The sequence below is a fragment of the Mesorhizobium sp. M0340 genome (assembly GCF_040321535.1).
Taxonomy (GTDB): Bacteria; Pseudomonadota; Alphaproteobacteria; order Rhizobiales; family Rhizobiaceae; genus Mesorhizobium.
Window position 1 is genome coordinate 1 of the sequence record NZ_JAMYRR010000018.1, and the last position, 13,792, is coordinate 13,792.

The 13,792-nt window shown below is 62.1% G+C and carries 17 protein-coding genes and 1 tRNA gene; 14 read left to right on the forward strand and 4 right to left on the reverse strand.

Annotated elements, in window-relative coordinates:
- The first annotated feature begins 1,068 nt into the window (after nt 1-1,068).
- The 3 genes from NKI79_RS23200 to NKI79_RS23210 all read left to right on the forward strand — a co-directional run bounded on the left by NKI79_RS23200 (nt 1,069) and on the right by NKI79_RS23210 (nt 2,678).
- Nucleotides 1,069-2,058: a tyrosine-type recombinase/integrase gene (locus NKI79_RS23200; RefSeq protein ID WP_352804812.1), complete on the forward strand. Its 990-nt coding sequence runs from the start codon at nt 1,069-1,071 to the stop codon at nt 2,056-2,058.
- A gap of 57 nt (nt 2,059-2,115) precedes the next feature.
- The gene (locus NKI79_RS23205; protein ID WP_352804814.1) at nt 2,116-2,505 is read left to right on the forward strand and encodes a hypothetical protein; all 390 of its coding nucleotides are present in this window, start codon (nt 2,116-2,118) and stop codon (nt 2,503-2,505) included.
- An 84-nt stretch (nt 2,506-2,589) separates the two neighbouring features.
- Nucleotides 2,590-2,678, forward strand: a tRNA-Leu gene (locus tag NKI79_RS23210).
- 133 nt (nt 2,679-2,811) lie between these two features.
- On the opposite strand, the gene NKI79_RS23215 is transcribed toward NKI79_RS23210, so the two are convergent.
- The gene (locus NKI79_RS23215; protein WP_254817694.1) at nt 2,812-3,390 is read right to left on the reverse strand and encodes an NUDIX domain-containing protein; all 579 of its coding nucleotides are present in this window, start codon (nt 3,388-3,390) and stop codon (nt 2,812-2,814) included.
- A 153-nt stretch (nt 3,391-3,543) separates the two neighbouring features.
- Between NKI79_RS23215 and NKI79_RS23220 the strand changes: the two genes are divergently transcribed.
- From NKI79_RS23220 to NKI79_RS23255, 8 genes are all read left to right on the forward strand, one after another.
- On the forward strand, nt 3,544-4,647 hold the full coding sequence (locus tag NKI79_RS23220) for an NADH:flavin oxidoreductase/NADH oxidase (RefSeq protein WP_352804816.1): 1,104 nt from the start codon (nt 3,544-3,546) through the stop codon (nt 4,645-4,647).
- A 107-nt stretch (nt 4,648-4,754) separates the two neighbouring features.
- Nucleotides 4,755-5,072 carry an SH3 domain-containing protein gene (locus NKI79_RS23225; RefSeq protein ID WP_352804818.1) on the forward strand — a complete coding sequence of 106 codons (318 nt, stop codon included), beginning with the start codon at nt 4,755-4,757 and terminating at the stop codon, nt 5,070-5,072.
- Between the two features lie 62 nt (nt 5,073-5,134).
- Nucleotides 5,135-5,431 carry a DUF982 domain-containing protein gene (locus NKI79_RS23230; protein ID WP_352804821.1) on the forward strand — a complete coding sequence of 99 codons (297 nt, stop codon included), beginning with the start codon at nt 5,135-5,137 and terminating at the stop codon, nt 5,429-5,431.
- 28 nt (nt 5,432-5,459) lie between these two features.
- Nucleotides 5,460-5,699: a DUF2188 domain-containing protein gene (locus NKI79_RS23235; RefSeq protein WP_023674770.1), complete on the forward strand. Its 240-nt coding sequence runs from the start codon at nt 5,460-5,462 to the stop codon at nt 5,697-5,699.
- A 164-nt stretch (nt 5,700-5,863) separates the two neighbouring features.
- Nucleotides 5,864-6,949: an ABC transporter ATP-binding protein gene (locus NKI79_RS23240; protein ID WP_352804823.1), complete on the forward strand. Its 1,086-nt coding sequence runs from the start codon at nt 5,864-5,866 to the stop codon at nt 6,947-6,949.
- Nucleotides 6,950-6,982: 33 nt separating this feature from the next.
- On the forward strand, nt 6,983-8,308 hold the full coding sequence (locus tag NKI79_RS23245) for an ABC transporter substrate-binding protein (RefSeq protein ID WP_254817688.1): 1,326 nt from the start codon (nt 6,983-6,985) through the stop codon (nt 8,306-8,308).
- Between the two features lie 86 nt (nt 8,309-8,394).
- On the forward strand, nt 8,395-9,345 hold the full coding sequence (locus NKI79_RS23250; RefSeq protein ID WP_352804825.1) for a carbohydrate ABC transporter permease: 951 nt from the start codon (nt 8,395-8,397) through the stop codon (nt 9,343-9,345).
- A gap of 1 nt (nt 9,346) precedes the next feature.
- On the forward strand, nt 9,347-10,240 hold the full coding sequence (locus NKI79_RS23255; protein ID WP_023674766.1) for a carbohydrate ABC transporter permease: 894 nt from the start codon (nt 9,347-9,349) through the stop codon (nt 10,238-10,240).
- An 89-nt stretch (nt 10,241-10,329) separates the two neighbouring features.
- On the opposite strand, the gene NKI79_RS23260 is transcribed toward NKI79_RS23255, so the two are convergent.
- From NKI79_RS23260 to NKI79_RS23270, 3 genes are read right to left on the reverse strand one after another with little or no spacing between them, the layout of a single operon-like run.
- Nucleotides 10,330-10,596, reverse strand: coding sequence for an alpha/beta fold hydrolase (locus NKI79_RS23260; RefSeq protein WP_352804828.1), 267 nt, complete (start codon nt 10,594-10,596; stop codon nt 10,330-10,332).
- The gene (locus NKI79_RS23265) at nt 10,580-11,011 is read right to left on the reverse strand and encodes an alpha/beta fold hydrolase (protein ID WP_352804830.1); all 432 of its coding nucleotides are present in this window, start codon (nt 11,009-11,011) and stop codon (nt 10,580-10,582) included. The genes NKI79_RS23260 and NKI79_RS23265 overlap by 17 nt, the downstream gene beginning before the upstream one ends.
- A gap of 32 nt (nt 11,012-11,043) precedes the next feature.
- A complete protein-coding gene (locus NKI79_RS23270; protein ID WP_352804832.1) occupies nt 11,044-11,316 on the reverse strand; it encodes a hypothetical protein in 273 nt (90 codons plus the stop codon).
- Between the two features lie 149 nt (nt 11,317-11,465).
- On the opposite strand from NKI79_RS23270, the gene NKI79_RS23275 reads away from it, so the two are divergent.
- The 3 genes from NKI79_RS23275 to gpt all read left to right on the forward strand — a co-directional run bounded on the left by NKI79_RS23275 (nt 11,466) and on the right by gpt (nt 13,735).
- Nucleotides 11,466-12,215, forward strand: coding sequence for a competence/damage-inducible protein A (locus tag NKI79_RS23275; protein ID WP_352804835.1), 750 nt, complete (start codon nt 11,466-11,468; stop codon nt 12,213-12,215).
- A 74-nt stretch (nt 12,216-12,289) separates the two neighbouring features.
- Nucleotides 12,290-13,123 (forward strand): universal stress protein, encoded by an 834-nt coding sequence (locus NKI79_RS23280; RefSeq protein WP_352477397.1) that lies wholly within the window; start codon nt 12,290-12,292, stop codon nt 13,121-13,123.
- 111 nt (nt 13,124-13,234) lie between these two features.
- Nucleotides 13,235-13,735, forward strand: a complete 501-nt coding sequence (gpt, locus tag NKI79_RS23285; RefSeq protein WP_352717344.1) for a xanthine phosphoribosyltransferase — start codon at nt 13,235-13,237, stop codon at nt 13,733-13,735.
- Nucleotides 13,736-13,792 lie beyond the last annotated feature (57 nt).

Below are 13,792 nucleotides of genomic sequence, written 5' to 3' on the forward strand. Positions count from 1 at the left end.
TTTTCATAGAGCGCGGTTCCCCCTCTCCGTCTCGGCTTCGCCGAGCCACCTCTCCCCCATTTTCGTGGGGGCGAGGAACCCGGGCTGGAATGAAGCCGCGTCCAACGCTCAAGGAGCAAGTTTGTTCTTGCTTTGTGCCGGCAGCTATGCTATTAATTTGTGTATGGTGCTGATTCGCACCGACGACCCGCCCGCCGAGGCGGGTTTTTTGTTTCGGTCGGTTTGTCACGGTTTTGGTCGCCGCCACCCAGCACCGCTGTGGCTTCGACTCAGAGCACTCGATGCATCCACCCGCCGCGCCACCAACCGGCGACCGTAGAAGACGGCTTGACGGCCCCTGCCCGGCATCTGAAAAGGACTGGCCTGAGGGAATAGACATCCTACTAGGACCACCCCCGATAGTTCCCCTTAGAGTGTACCTTAAGGTGACACCCGAGAGGGAACCATAGGTACCCCTTAGGGTGCCACCTGAGAGCCTTACAGCAAGGCTACCCCTTAGGCTCCCCTGAAGTTCTCCTCAGGGTGTAGCCGAGGGGGCACAGGGACACAGGAGACCACCTACCTGTTGCTTCTTCTGGCCTTATCAAGGTCAGTATAGACTTTTCCCCTCGGCCATTTTCCACAGCTCCTCAGCTACTTTTTGACAGACGAAACCAAACGAAGTCACACGCTAAACAGAAAACAAGGAAAAAGGGCGAAAGCCTCCTGGCCTTGGACGACGATCGAAACGACATTAATAACAGAAGCAAAAGAGATAGACCGTATATCCAAATATTAATGAGAAGGTAACGGTACCCTGCCAGAACTGAAATCGACATAAATCCGTGTCTGAAATAGAATACCTGTATCATGTCGAGTAAATAAATTGCCGGAATAATAATTAGCAGATATGCGAATGCATTCTTTGCACGAAGTAAATTAGCCTCATTTGCAATCCACAAAAAGACGACAATAAGTAAAAGGAATAGTGGAAATGACGGGCTTGCAAAAAATATAGGCTCTGAAGTCATTCCCTTATTTCTTCCAAAATCCAGGCGTAGTTTCGGGCGTAATAATCAGACGGACGGCATGGCCGTCAAGCGCTTCCGCCAACAGTTCGACAGCGAGGCGGCAGCGGAGAAGTGGGAGTTCGAGTCCCGCGCTGCCTTGAAGGCCGGCAAGGTGCTGCCCGAGGGGCCATCCAAGTCGACCGGTGGCAAGGACGTGGGCACCCTCGGGGAGGTTCTGCGCTCGGCCACCAAGTTCCGCTGGACCAACCATGACGGTTGCGTCGGTCAGGTCAGGAATGCCACGACGTTCGTCAAGTGGGCCGGCGAGAAGACCAGCCCTGCGGAAGCCCTCACCACCGGCAACGTGCTGGAGTTCGTCGAGCATCTGATGGACGAGCGCAAGGTCGCCAACCAGACGATCAACCGCTACCTGTCCGCGATCTCTGTCCTCGCCAAGCAGGCCGGTGTGGCCAAGCCCGATCTGCCCTGGCAGAAGGGCAAGAAGGGCCGGCTGCGGTTCTTCACCGAGGAGGAAGTGGCGCTGGTCATCCAGACCCTCACCCTGTGGGGCAAGGATCGCATCCGTGACCTGTTCATCTTCCTCGTTGACACGGGAGCCCGACCGTACTCCGAAGCGACCGCCTTCCGGTGGCTCGATCTGCGCGGCAACGTGGTGACCTTCGAGCTGACCAAGAACGATCTGCCGAGGAGCATCCCTCTCACCAAGCGCGCCCTCGAAGCGGTCGAACGGCAGCGGCCCTACACCGGCCACCTCGAAGGCCCCTTCTGCGACATCGGCAAATGGGAGGTCATTGAGGTGTGGCGCAGCATCCGCGAACACATCCCGGGGCTGTCCGACACTGTGGTCTACACCACGCGGCACACATGCTGCTCATGGCAGATCATCCGTGGCATCGACATCCGTCGCGTCCAAATCTGGATGGGTCACAAGTCGATTCAGACCACTCTCAACTACGCCCACCTTGCGCCGAACCACCTGCTCGACAACCTCACCGCCCTCGAAGGTGGCGCGGCTCCGAGGCTTGTCGTAATCAACGGCAAATCCTAGAAGGGCTTAAGGTTGGGGAGCCTTGCGAAACTGTCGGTTGTCAGGCTTAGTGCGGCTATGCGCAAATCCGTGTTCTTGGCCTGCATGGCCCTGTTGATGGCACTGGTCTGGATGCCGGCCTATTCTGCCGACAAGCCCGTTCATTCGATGTGGTCACCGACCTACCAAGGCGCGACACGGGAAGAGTTGCAGCAGTCGGCTATCAACTTCGAGAAGATGGAAGCCGAGGCAAACTCACGCAAGCTGGTCTATTCACTTGTTGGGCTTGTCGGATTGTTCGGGGCAATTGTGGTAGTTGGCCTCCTCAGAACGAGGCAGCAGCGGATCGTTGCCGCTACTGACTATGCCATGATCGGAACACTTGCTGCCGTAGTTTCGGCAAAGAGGACCTTGCGCGACAAGATTGAAGCCCGCATAGCGTCTAAGACAAAAACGACGGATGACTGACATCCGCCGAATTGATCCCCACCTTAGTCCGACCGTGTGGGAAACCATGTGGGAGACTGGTGGGATTTCCCCACAATGTGGGAGGTGGGCGTGGCGGAACTGGTATACGCAGCAGACTTAAAATCTGCCGGTGTTTCAAGCACTTACGGGTTCAAATCCCGTCGCCCACACCAACCCTCGCAACGGACTTAAAATCCCTCGATCTCTGATCGTACGGGTTCGATTCCCGTCGTCCGCACCAGATTGGTCTTCGTTTGATACCCTTCGTGACTAGAGACCAGGGCGCTCGACCCGGTTCTGGCCCTCTCACCTCCCGATCGGGTTCAGCTTCAAATGCTGGATTAAAATAATCGTCTTGGCGTCGATGATCCGACCGTCGTGGATGCCGGCCAGCGCCTCGTCGAGCGGCATTTCCAAAACCTCGATGTCTTCGCCTTCGTCATGCGCGCCGCCGCCGTCGGAAATGCGGTCGGCCGGCGAGTAGCGGGCGACGAAGAACCAGAGCCGCTCGGTCACGCTGCCGGGGCTCATATAGGGCGAAAACAGCCGCTGCACATCCTTCAGGCGGTAGCCGAGTTCCTCCTCGGCCTCCTTGCGGATGCAGGTTTCGGGATCGTCTTCGTCGAGCAGGCCGGCGCAGGCCTCGATCAGCGGCTCCTTGTGGCCGGTGACGTAGGCCGGGTAGCGGAACTGCCGCACCAGAAGCACCGTCGACCGCTCGGGATCGAAAGGCAGGATCACCGCACCGTCGCCGCGATCGTAGGTTTGGCGGGTATGCGTTTCCCATTTGCCGTCGCGCCGGCGATAGTCGAAGACGGTCTTTTTCAAAACCGCCCATTCGTCGGAAAGGACTTCCTCAGAGCGGATGCGAATGCGATCTTCCATGGTGGACTCCCTGCTGCCGCGGCAAGGCGTAGCCGCGAACGGCCGTCCGCGCAATCGGGCCACCAATTGGTCCAGAGACCGTTTCACCGTCTCGTGTCTGGCGCTGGCACAATCGGCTGCATAAATAGCGGCAACCCTTTCCGGAGTTTTTTTATGACCTCATCGCTTTTCCAGCCGATCACCCTCGACGGCCTCACCTTCCCCAACCGCATCGCGGTCGCGCCGATGTGCCAATATTCGGCCGAGGACGGCTCGGCCAGTGATTGGCACCTTTATCACTGGATGAACCTGGCGATGTCGGGTGCCGGCATGGTCACCGTCGAGATGACCGATGTCGAACGGCGCGGCCGCATCTCGCATGGCTGTCTCGGCCTCTATTCCGAGGACAACGAGGCGGCGGCGCGACGCACGCTGGATGCAGCCAAGCGCGTCGCCGCGCCGGGCACGAAATTCGGTACGCAGCTTGCCCATGCCGGACGCAAGGCCTCCAACCGGAAACCCTGGGAGGGCGGCGGCCCGCTGCACGCCGATCAGGACCCGTGGCCGATCGTATCTGCCTCGGCTATCGCCTACGACACCGGCTGGCAGGTGCCGCGGGCGCTGGAGGACGACGAGATCCTGCAAATCATCGAACGCTTCGCCGACGCGGCGCGGCGGGCCGAGCGCGCCGGCTTCGACTTCATCGAGCTGCATGCCGCGCACGGCTATCTGATCTTCCAGTTTCTGTCGCCGCTTTCCAACCGGCGCACCGACCGCTGGGGCGGCTCGCTGGAAAACCGCATGCGTTTCGCCGTCGAGATCGCCAAGGCGGTAAAGAAGGCGGTGCCCAGGCTGATGCTGGGCGCGCGTCTGTCGATCAAGGAATGGGTCGATGGCGGCTTCGACGTCGAGGATGCGATCGAAGTGGCAAAAGCGCTGAAGGAAGCCGGCGTCGCCTATCTCTGCTGCTCGAGTGGCGGCAATTCGCCGTTGCAGAAGCTGCCGACCGGCCCGGGCTACCAAGTGCATCTGGCCGAAGAGGTGCGCAAGGCCGTCGGCATCCCGACGCGGGCCGTCGGCCTGATCGACGATCCGAAACAGGCCGAGGCGATCGTCGCCGACGGCCGCGCCGACATGGTGGCGCTGGCGCGCGCCTTTCTTGCCGATCCGCGCTGGGGCTGGCGCGCCGCGGCCACCTTCGGCGAGAAAATCCACCCGGCGCCGCAGCTTGCCCGCTCGGTGACGACGATGCAGCACTGGATGAAGGCGGCGAACTGACGGCGGGTTCGTCTCGCTGGACGGGCCAGCACAGCTTCGCATTGATCCTCTGCCGGTATAGAGTCGCCGGGCCGCGGCTGGGCGCGGCGGGTTGGGGGAGCAGAGACATGTCGTTAAGGGGGATTTCCGTTGCGGCTGCCGCCGCGGTTGTGGCCGGGCTGTCGTTTGCCGCATCGACGCCGGCCGGGGCGCAATATTGCGAAGGTACGGTTCACGGTCTTTCCAGGCACTACAATCTGGCAACGGGAAGCGGCTTTCTCGCCGTTCGGGCCCGACCGAACTCGTCGTCACGCATGATCGGGCAATTGTTCAACGGCGACCAAACCGAGATCTTCGACCGCCGCGGAAACTGGTACCAGGTCGATTTCGGCGGCCGCACCGGCTGGGCGAATGCGCGCTGGCTGCGCAATGACTGCGGCTATTGAGCTATTTTCGCCTAAGCTAAAATAGCAGTTGCAACCAAATCGGCCGCTCCGCGTTGGCGGCGATGATGGACAGCAAGCCATTTGAAAAGCCGGTCGTGGTCGAACTCGGCCATGTCGGCAAATATCGTCATATCCGCAGCGCCCAGGAGGCGGCGGAGTGCCTGATGACGGTCTGGCCACTCAATCGCGGGCCCCGTCATCGTGATGCCCTCGACACTTGCCTAAAAGTGCTGGAAGGTTATCGTTCGACGGCGGATGCGCGCCGGGCACTGATCGAAGCCGCCAGGGAATCGGACGTGCTGGTCGCAGACGACAGGCTGCCAGACGACGACAGGCTGGCCGACGACAGGCTGCATTGAGGCAACGGGCTTTCAACCGGAGGGTTTCATGGCGAAACTGACCTACAAGATCGTCGAGCATGACGGAGGCTGGGCCTACAAGGTCGGCTCGACATTCTCCGAAACGTTCCCCACCCATCAGGATGCCTTGCGCGCCGCCGAGATCGCTTCGGCCGAACAGCAGGTCGCCGGCAACACCGACGGCATCCAGTATGAGGACGCCGACGGCAAATGGCACGACGAGCTCGCCGACGGCCGCGACCGGCCGCAGACCGAGGTTTCGGATTAGGGCGTGTCGATATCGCAGTGATGCCGGCGTGCTTTACAGGTCGGTTTGGTAGCGCTACCGTCTCACATCGCGCGTGACCGGGGAGGAGCCTGGGCGCCGTCGCGGGCCAGGCAGGAAAGCGGTTTCCTTCGAAGTCGTTGCAGGAATCAATCGGGAGGAGATCGATGGCGTCTGTCGCAATCGGCGATGTCTACAAATCATTTGGGACCGTCGAGGTCCTGCACGGGGTCAGTGTCGATATAAACGACGGCGAGTTCGTCACGCTGGTCGGTCCTTCGGGTTGCGGAAAGTCGACCCTTCTCAGAATGATCGCCGGCCTGGAAAAGATCTCGCGCGGCCAGATCGCGATCGGCAAACGTGTCGTCAACAACGTTGCGCCAAAGGAGCGCGACGTCGCCATGGTCTTCCAGAACTATGCGCTCTACCCGCATATGACGGTTGCCGAGAACATGGCGTTCTCGCTGATGCTCAAGGGCGTTCCCAAGACGGAGAGCGATGCCGGCGTGCGGCGTGCGGCCGAGATCCTCGGACTGGTGCCGCTGCTCGACCGTTATCCCCGCCAGCTTTCCGGCGGCCAGCGCCAACGCGTCGCCATGGGCCGGGCGATCGTGCGCGACCCGCAGGTTTTCCTGTTCGACGAGCCGCTGTCCAATCTCGATGCCAAGCTCCGGGTGCAGATGCGCGCCGAGATCAAGGAACTGCACCAGCGCCTGAAGACCACCACGGTTTACGTCACCCACGACCAGATCGAGGCGATGACCATGGCCGACAAGATCGTCGTCATGCATGACGGCATCGTCGAACAGATCGGGCCGCCACTCGAGCTCTATGACCGGCCGAACAACCTCTTTGTCGCCAGCTTCATCGGGTCGCCCGCCATGAACATGCTCAGGGGCGAGATCGTAAGCGACGGCTCGCCGTCGTTTCGCGGCGCCGGCGGGATTTCGGTCCCGTTGGCCTCAGCACTTTCCATCGGCAATGGTGAGCCGGTCGTGCTGGGGATACGGCCCGAGCATTTACGGCTGTCCGACCATCAGGGCATTCCGGTCACCGTCGCGGTGGTCGAGCCGACAGGGTCCGAAGTGCAGCTCATCGGCCGAACCGCCGGCGGCGAGGAGATCGTCGCCAATTTCCGGGAACGGCATTCCTTCACGCCGGGCGAAACCATCCGGCTTACGGCCGAGCCAGGCCTCATCCATCTCTTTCACGGCAAAACCGGACAGCGGTTCGAAACACCCATCGAGCAGTAGGACGGCAAGGACAATAAGCAGGAGGAAGCGAACATGAAATTCACCAGACGTGACGTGATCCGCACCACCGCCGGCGCGGCCGCGGGAGCCTTGGGAAGCCGGTTCATCGGCTCTCCCGCCTTTGCTCAGGAGGGGTTGAAATACAAGCCCGAGGACGGCGCCAAGCTCAGGCTGCTGCGCTGGTCGCCTTTCGTGCAGGGCGACGAGGATCAATGGCTGGCCAACACCAAACGCTTCACCGAAGCGACCGGCGTCGAGGTCCGCGTCGACAAGGAAAGCTGGGAGGACATTCGCCCCAAGGCGGCGGTCGCCGCCAATGTCGGCTCCGGCCCGGACCTGATGTTCGTCTGGTTCGACGACCCGCACCAATATCCCGACAAGCTGCACGATGTGACGGAACTAGGCGAATATCTCGGCTCGAAATATGGCGGCTGGCACGATGGACCGCACCAATATGCGACACGGCAAGGCAAGTTCCTCGGCCTGCCGCTGGCGACCATCGGCAATGCCATCGTCTATCGCGAAAGCTGGGTGAAGGAAGCCGGCTTCTCAGAATTTCCAAAGGACACGGCAGGCCTGCTCGAGCTTTGCAAGGCATTGCAGGCGAAGGGGCACCCGGCCGGCTTCACGCACGGCCACGGCGTCGGCGACGGCAACAACTACGCGCACTGGCTGCTGTGGAGCCATGGCGGCCAGATGGTCGACGAGAACAGCAAGGTGACGATCAACAGCCCCGAGACGCTGAAGGCGATCGAATACGCGCAGCAACTCTACAAGACCTTCATTCCCGGCACCGAAAGCTGGCTCGACGTCAACAACAACCGCGCCTTCCTGGCCGGCGAATTGAGCGTCATCGCCAACGGCATTTCGGCCTACAACACCGCCAAGATCAACAAGGACAAGGATCCGAAGCTGGCTGAAATAGCCAAGGACATCCGCACCACCAACCTGCCGATCGGCCCGGTCGGAAAATCCGTCGAGCTGTTCCAGGTGACCACGGCCGTCATCTTCGACTACACGCCCTACCCCAACGCGGCCAAGGCCTACCTGCAGTTCATGTTCGAGGATCCGCAAATGTCGCAGTGGATCACGTCGTCGGCAGGCTATTGCTGCCAGACGCTCAAAGCCTTCGACAACAACCCGGTGTGGACGGCCGATCCGAACAATGCCGCCTACGCCAAGGCCTCGGCGACGCTGCGGCCCAACGGCTATGCCGGCCCGCTCGGTTATGCCTCGGCGGCGACCATGGCCGACTATGTGCTGGTCGACATGTTCGCCAAGGCGGTGACCGGCCAGGCGACGCCGCAAGAGGCGATGGAAGAGGCCGAAAAGCGCGCCAACCGCTACTATCGCGTTTGAGCCGGCTCGGCCGGGCAGCCATGCTGCCCGGCTTCGAATCGCGCATGGCCGCCCGGCCGTTTACGAAACCTTAGAGGAGCCGACCCATGGCCGTGACCTCCGCCGCCGTTCAGCCGCGTCCCTCGATCTTGTCTCGCATCCTGGCGACCTTGGCCGATAGCCGAAACGCGCTTGGCTTCGGCTTCATGCTGCCGGCGGCGGCACTGCTGCTGGTCTTCCTGACCTATCCGCTCGGGCTCGGCGTCTGGCTCGGCTTCACCGATGCTCGCATCGGCCGCCCCGGCATCTTCATCGGCATCGAGAATTACGAATATCTGTGGGACGACGCCGTCTTCTGGCTCTCCGTTTTCAACACCTTGCTTTATACGATCAGCGCCTCGATCCTGAAGTTCGTGCTCGGCCTCTGGCTGGCGCTTATCCTCAACCAGAACCTGCCGTTCAAATCGTTCTTCCGCGCGATCGTCCTGCTCCCCTGGGTGGTGCCGACGGTGCTGTCGGCGATCGCCTTCTGGTGGATCTACGATTCGCAGTTCTCGATCCTGTCCTGGGCGCTTATGGAAATGGGCCTGATCGACCATCGCATCAATTTCCTCGGCGATCCGGAGAATGCGCGGACTTCGGTCATCGCCGCCAATGTCTGGCGCGGCATTCCTTTCGTGGCGATAACGCTGCTTGCCGGCCTGCAGACGATTCCGCAGTCGCTCTACGAGGCCGCCACGCTCGACGGCGCCAGCCGCTGGCAATTGTTCCGTTACGTGACGCTGCCGCTGCTGACGCCAATCATCGCCATCACCATGACGTTTTCGGTGCTGTTCACCTTCACCGATTTCCAGCTGATCTACGTGCTGACGCGCGGGGGGCCGGTGAACGCCACGCATCTGATGGCGACGTTGTCGTTCCAGCGCGGCATTTCCGGAGGCCAGCTTGGCGAAGGCGCCGCGATCGCAGTCGCCATGATCCCGTTCCTGCTGGCGGCGATCCTGTTCAGCTATTTTGGCCTGCAGCGCCGCAAATGGCAGCAGGGCGGCGGAGATTGACATGACCGCGATCGAAACGAGCAAACGCCCGGAACTCGACGAAGGCGGCATGGGCTACCTGCAGAGTTTGCCGCGCCGGGTGGTGACGGTCTACCTGCCGCTGCTGATCTTCGTCATCGTGCTGCTGTTTCCGTTCTACTGGATGACGATCACGGCGGTTAAGCCCAATCTCGAGATGACCGACTACGCCAATTTCAATCCGTTCTGGGTGGTGCATCCGACGCTCGAGCATATCCGCTACCTGCTCTTCGAGACATCCTATCCGGGCTGGCTGCTCAACACGATCATCATCTCGACCGCCGCCACGTTCCTGTCGCTGCTGGCTGCGGTGTTCGCTGCCTATGCGATCGAACGCTTGCGGTTCTCCGGGGCGCGGCAGGTCGGCCTCGCGGTGTTCCTGGCCTATCTCGTACCGCCTTCGATCCTGTTCATTCCGCTGTCGGTGATGGTGTTCAACCTTGGGCTTTACGACACGCCCTTCGCTCTCATCCTCACCTATCCGACCTTCCTGATCCCGTTCTGCACATGGCTGTTGATGGGTTATTTCCGCTCGATCCCGTTCGAGCTGGAAGAATGCGCGCTGATCGACGGGGCGAGCCGCTGGCAGATCCTCACCAAGATCGTGCTGCCGCTGTCGGTGCCGGGCCTGATTTCCGCCGGCATCTTCGCATTCACGCTGTCATGGAACGAGTTCATCTACGCCTTGACCTTCATCCAGTCGTCCGAAAACAAGACCGTGCCGGTCGGCGTGCTCACAGAGCTGGTGCGCTCGGACGTTTATGAATGGGGGGCGCTGATGGCGGGAGCGCTGATCGGTTCATTGCCGGTCGTGGTGCTCTATTCGTTCTTTGTCGAGCACTATGTTTCCTCGATGACCGGAGCCGTGAAGGAATAGCTGATATCCTGATTAGGTTCGGAGGTATTCCCGGCGGCCGGGATGCTCGGGGCGGCACCCTGCCGGCCGAGACCGCGTCCGGGAGGGTGTCAGCTGCCGGTGTCGGACTTCGGCGCAAATGCGCGGTCGGCAATGCGTTCGATGAAAGCGACGACCCGTTCCGGCTCGACGAATTGCGGCATGTGGCCAAGCCCCTCGACCGGCTCGAAATCGAGCCCGCTGATCTTTTCCATCACCGGCCAGCCGTGGATATCGATGCCCAGCACGCGGTCGGAAGCACCAAACAGAATGCCGACCGGCATGGTGATCTCACCATAGCGTTTCTCGATGCGGCCAAGGTCATGCGCGATCGCCACGACATCGGTCGATGTTGCGTAGAAATGGCTTGGCCTCAGCCCGCACCAGCCGCCGCCCTCGACCATATAGTCGGCCGGCGCCGTCTGTGGCGCGAAGATGAAGGCCAGCGTGCGTTCTGCATATTTGAGAGCCGCCGGGATTCGCCACCGTATGAGCCATGATCCGGCGCCGCAGCGGCGAGTTGATGTATAGCGGGCCGAACTTCTCGCGCGCGTCCGGCTCCATATGGGTCAGCGGCGCCAGCAAGGCGACACCGGAAATCGCCTCGGGATGCTCGACAGCCAGCGTCAGTGCGATGGCGCCGCCCAGCGAATGGCCGACGACCAGAGGCTTCTCCAGCCCAAGCGCCTCGATAAAGCGCCGCACGATCTCGGCCTGCTCGGGCAGCCGCCCGCTGGCGCCCCTGGCCCGCACCGAATAACCGGAACCCGGACGGTCGAACGCGATCAGCGATAGTTCGGGCCGAAAATTCCGAACAGCGTGTGGCGGAAATGATGAAGCTGCGCGCCGAGGCCGTGCAGGAAGACGATCGGCCGGCCCTCGCCCGCCTCGACATAGTGAATGCGGTTGCCGTCGATCTCGATGAATTTGCCGCTGGCCGGCACCAGCCTTTCGGCTTTCGCCGCGATCCGTCGTGTCGCCAGCAGAGGATAGGCTGCTACGACGAGCGCCAGCAGAAACAGCGCGCCGGGCAGCCATGGAAGAATCGGTACCGGCATGTCTTGCTCAAGGCTCCAAACCGGCACGCAGCATCACCCGCCGAAGGGTCCACTGCAAGGGAGGTGGCACAGGTGGATCCGTCGTTTGGCGGCATTGCCGCCGGCCGTCCGCCGCGCTATCTCAGGCGACCCGTTTGCCGGAGCCTGCCATGACCGAAATCGTCACCGCCGCCATGCTCGTTATCGGCGACGAGATTCTGTCCGGCCGCACCAAGGACAAGAACATCGGCCACCTCGCCGATATCATGACGGCGATCGGCATCGACCTGAAGGAAGTGCGCATCGTTCCGGACGAGGAAGACGAGATCGTCGCTGCGGTGAATGCGCTGCGCACCCGCTACACCTATGTCTTCACCACCGGCGGCATCGGCCCGACGCATGACGACATCACCGCCGATTCGGTTGCCAGGGCCTTTGGCGTGCCATGCGAATACGACGCCAGGGCCTACGCCCTGCTGGAGGCAAGCTATGCTGCCCGCGGCATCGAATACACGGAAGCGCGCAAGCGCATGGCGCGGATGCCGCGCGGGGCAGACCACATCGACAACCCAGTGTCGGTTGCGCCGGGCTTTCGCATCGGCAACGTCCATGTCATGGCCGGCGTGCCGGCGATTTTCCAGGCGATGCTCGACAATGTCGTGCCGACGTTGCGGGCCGGCACCAAAATGCTGTCGGCCACCGTGGAATGTCCGTTCGGCGAAGGCCTGATCGGGGGGCCGCTGGGCGACATCCAGAAGGCGCATCCGGACACGATCATCGGCTCCTATCCGAAATATGGCGACGGCAAATTCTGGACGGAACTGGTGGTGCGCGCCCGCAGCCAGCAGGCGCTGGACTCCGCACGCGCCGACGTAGAGGCTATGGTGGCGGGTTTGATCAAGGCAAACAAGGCGGGCTGATCGGCGTGACGGAACCAAGCATCGCGCGGTGACGTTTGTCACGATGGGATCGCCGTAAGGAGTGAGGGACTGCCATGCGATTCAAGACCATCGTCGCCATATTACAGAACGAACAGGACGCCGAGCGCGTGCTCGACTGCGCGATCCCGCTGGCCAGCCGGTTCCAGAGCCATCTGATCGGCATCCATGCCGAGGCGCTGCCCGTGCCCTACACCTCGGCCACCGGCTTTCCGGACACCGAGTTCCTCCAGGTTTCGGCCGACATGAACCGGGAGCGCGCCGAGAAGTTGCAGGCCGCCTTTCACAATCGCGTCGAGAATTCCGGCCTGTCGTTCGAATGGCGCAGCCTCGAGAGTTTTTCCGGCGACAGCGCGCTGACCGGCATCTCGACCGTTCGCACCGCAGATCTGATCATCGCCGCCCAACGCGAATCGGGCAGCGACCCGAGCGCCGACGTCGACACGCTGGTCTACGACGCCGGCCGGCCGGTGCTGGTGGTGCCGCATTCGGGTCCGCTGGTGACCAGCTTCAAGCATGTGCTGCTCGCCTGGAACGGCAGCAAGGAAGCCGCGCGCGCGGCCTTCGATGCCCTGCCCTTCATCATCGAGGCCGAGAAGACGGACATCGTCGTCATCGACCCGCCGGATACGCTCGACGAGGCGCCGGAAACGGCCGGCGCGGAAATCGCCGCCTCGCTGTCCAGGCACGGCGCGACCGTCAGCGTCTCGGTGCTGAGGTCCGGCGGCGCCTCGGTCGACGACATCATCCAGACCAGGGTCGCCGAAACGGGTGCGGATCTGCTCGTGCTCGGCGCCTACAGCCATTCCTGGCTGCGCCAGCTGCTGTTCGGCGGGGTCACGCGGACCGTGCTGCGCACCGCACCGGTGGCGGCTTTCCTGTCGCGGTAGCTTCACAGGGATAGCTTTCCACTCCCCTTGCCAAAGCCAAGCCTTTCCAGTTAATTCCGCGCGCATTCCATAGTGTCTGCGCGCGATGCGCGCTTTGCGGAGTGCGCGAAGATGTCCCTGCCCGAAAAAGCCTTCCCGGTCTCCTGGGACCAGTTCCACCGCGATGCGCGCGCGCTCGCCTGGCGGCTTGCCGGCGCCAACAAGGGGCAATGGAAGGCGATCGTCTGCATCACGCGCGGCGGCCTGGTTCCGGCCGCCATTATTTCGCGCGAGCTTGGCATCCGCATCATCGAGACGGTCTGTGTTGCCTCCTACCACGACTACACCAGCCAGGGGCAGTTGCAGGTGCTGAAGGAGGTCACGCCGGCGCTGCTCGCCGATGACGGGGCTGGCGTGCTGATCATCGACGACCTCACCGACACCGGCAAGACGGCCGGCATCGTGCGCGCGATGATGCCCAAGGCGCATTTCGCCACCGTCTATGCCAAGCCAAAAGGCAGGCCGCTGGTCGACACTTTCGTTACCGAGGTCAGCCAGGACACCTGGATCTATTTTCCCTGGGACATGGGCTTCACCTACCAGAAGCCGATCGCCGACGACCACGCCGGCTGATTCGACGCACCGCCGCTCATTGCACCCAGCCCGCCCAAGGCACCATCCGCGACCGAC

Bases quoted from the DNA above. Each gene is read 5' to 3' on its own strand.
- NKI79_RS23240 (WP_352804823.1), top strand. From the start codon at position 5,864: ATGGCGTCTGTCGCAATCGGCGATGTCTACAAATCATTTGGGACCGTC.
- NKI79_RS23245 (WP_254817688.1), top strand. From the start codon at position 6,983: ATGAAATTCACCAGACGTGACGTGATCCGCACCACCGCCGGCGCGGCC.
- NKI79_RS23225 (WP_352804818.1), top strand. From the start codon at position 4,755: ATGTCGTTAAGGGGGATTTCCGTTGCGGCTGCCGCCGCGGTTGTGGCC.
- NKI79_RS23215 (WP_254817694.1), bottom strand. From the start codon at position 3,390: ATGGAAGATCGCATTCGCATCCGCTCTGAGGAAGTCCTTTCCGACGAA.
- NKI79_RS23205 (WP_352804814.1), top strand. From the start codon at position 2,116: ATGCGCAAATCCGTGTTCTTGGCCTGCATGGCCCTGTTGATGGCACTG.
- NKI79_RS23235 (WP_023674770.1), top strand. From the start codon at position 5,460: ATGGCGAAACTGACCTACAAGATCGTCGAGCATGACGGAGGCTGGGCC.
- NKI79_RS23270 (WP_352804832.1), bottom strand. From the start codon at position 11,316: ATGCCGGTACCGATTCTTCCATGGCTGCCCGGCGCGCTGTTTCTGCTG.
- NKI79_RS23255 (WP_023674766.1), top strand. From the start codon at position 9,347: ATGACCGCGATCGAAACGAGCAAACGCCCGGAACTCGACGAAGGCGGC.
- NKI79_RS23230 (WP_352804821.1), top strand. From the start codon at position 5,135: ATGATGGACAGCAAGCCATTTGAAAAGCCGGTCGTGGTCGAACTCGGC.
- NKI79_RS23200 (WP_352804812.1), top strand. From the start codon at position 1,069: ATGGCCGTCAAGCGCTTCCGCCAACAGTTCGACAGCGAGGCGGCAGCG.
- NKI79_RS23280 (WP_352477397.1), top strand. From the start codon at position 12,290: ATGCGATTCAAGACCATCGTCGCCATATTACAGAACGAACAGGACGCC.
- NKI79_RS23250 (WP_352804825.1), top strand. From the start codon at position 8,395: ATGGCCGTGACCTCCGCCGCCGTTCAGCCGCGTCCCTCGATCTTGTCT.
- NKI79_RS23220 (WP_352804816.1), top strand. From the start codon at position 3,544: ATGACCTCATCGCTTTTCCAGCCGATCACCCTCGACGGCCTCACCTTC.
- NKI79_RS23275 (WP_352804835.1), top strand. From the start codon at position 11,466: ATGACCGAAATCGTCACCGCCGCCATGCTCGTTATCGGCGACGAGATT.
- gpt (WP_352717344.1), top strand. From the start codon at position 13,235: ATGTCCCTGCCCGAAAAAGCCTTCCCGGTCTCCTGGGACCAGTTCCAC.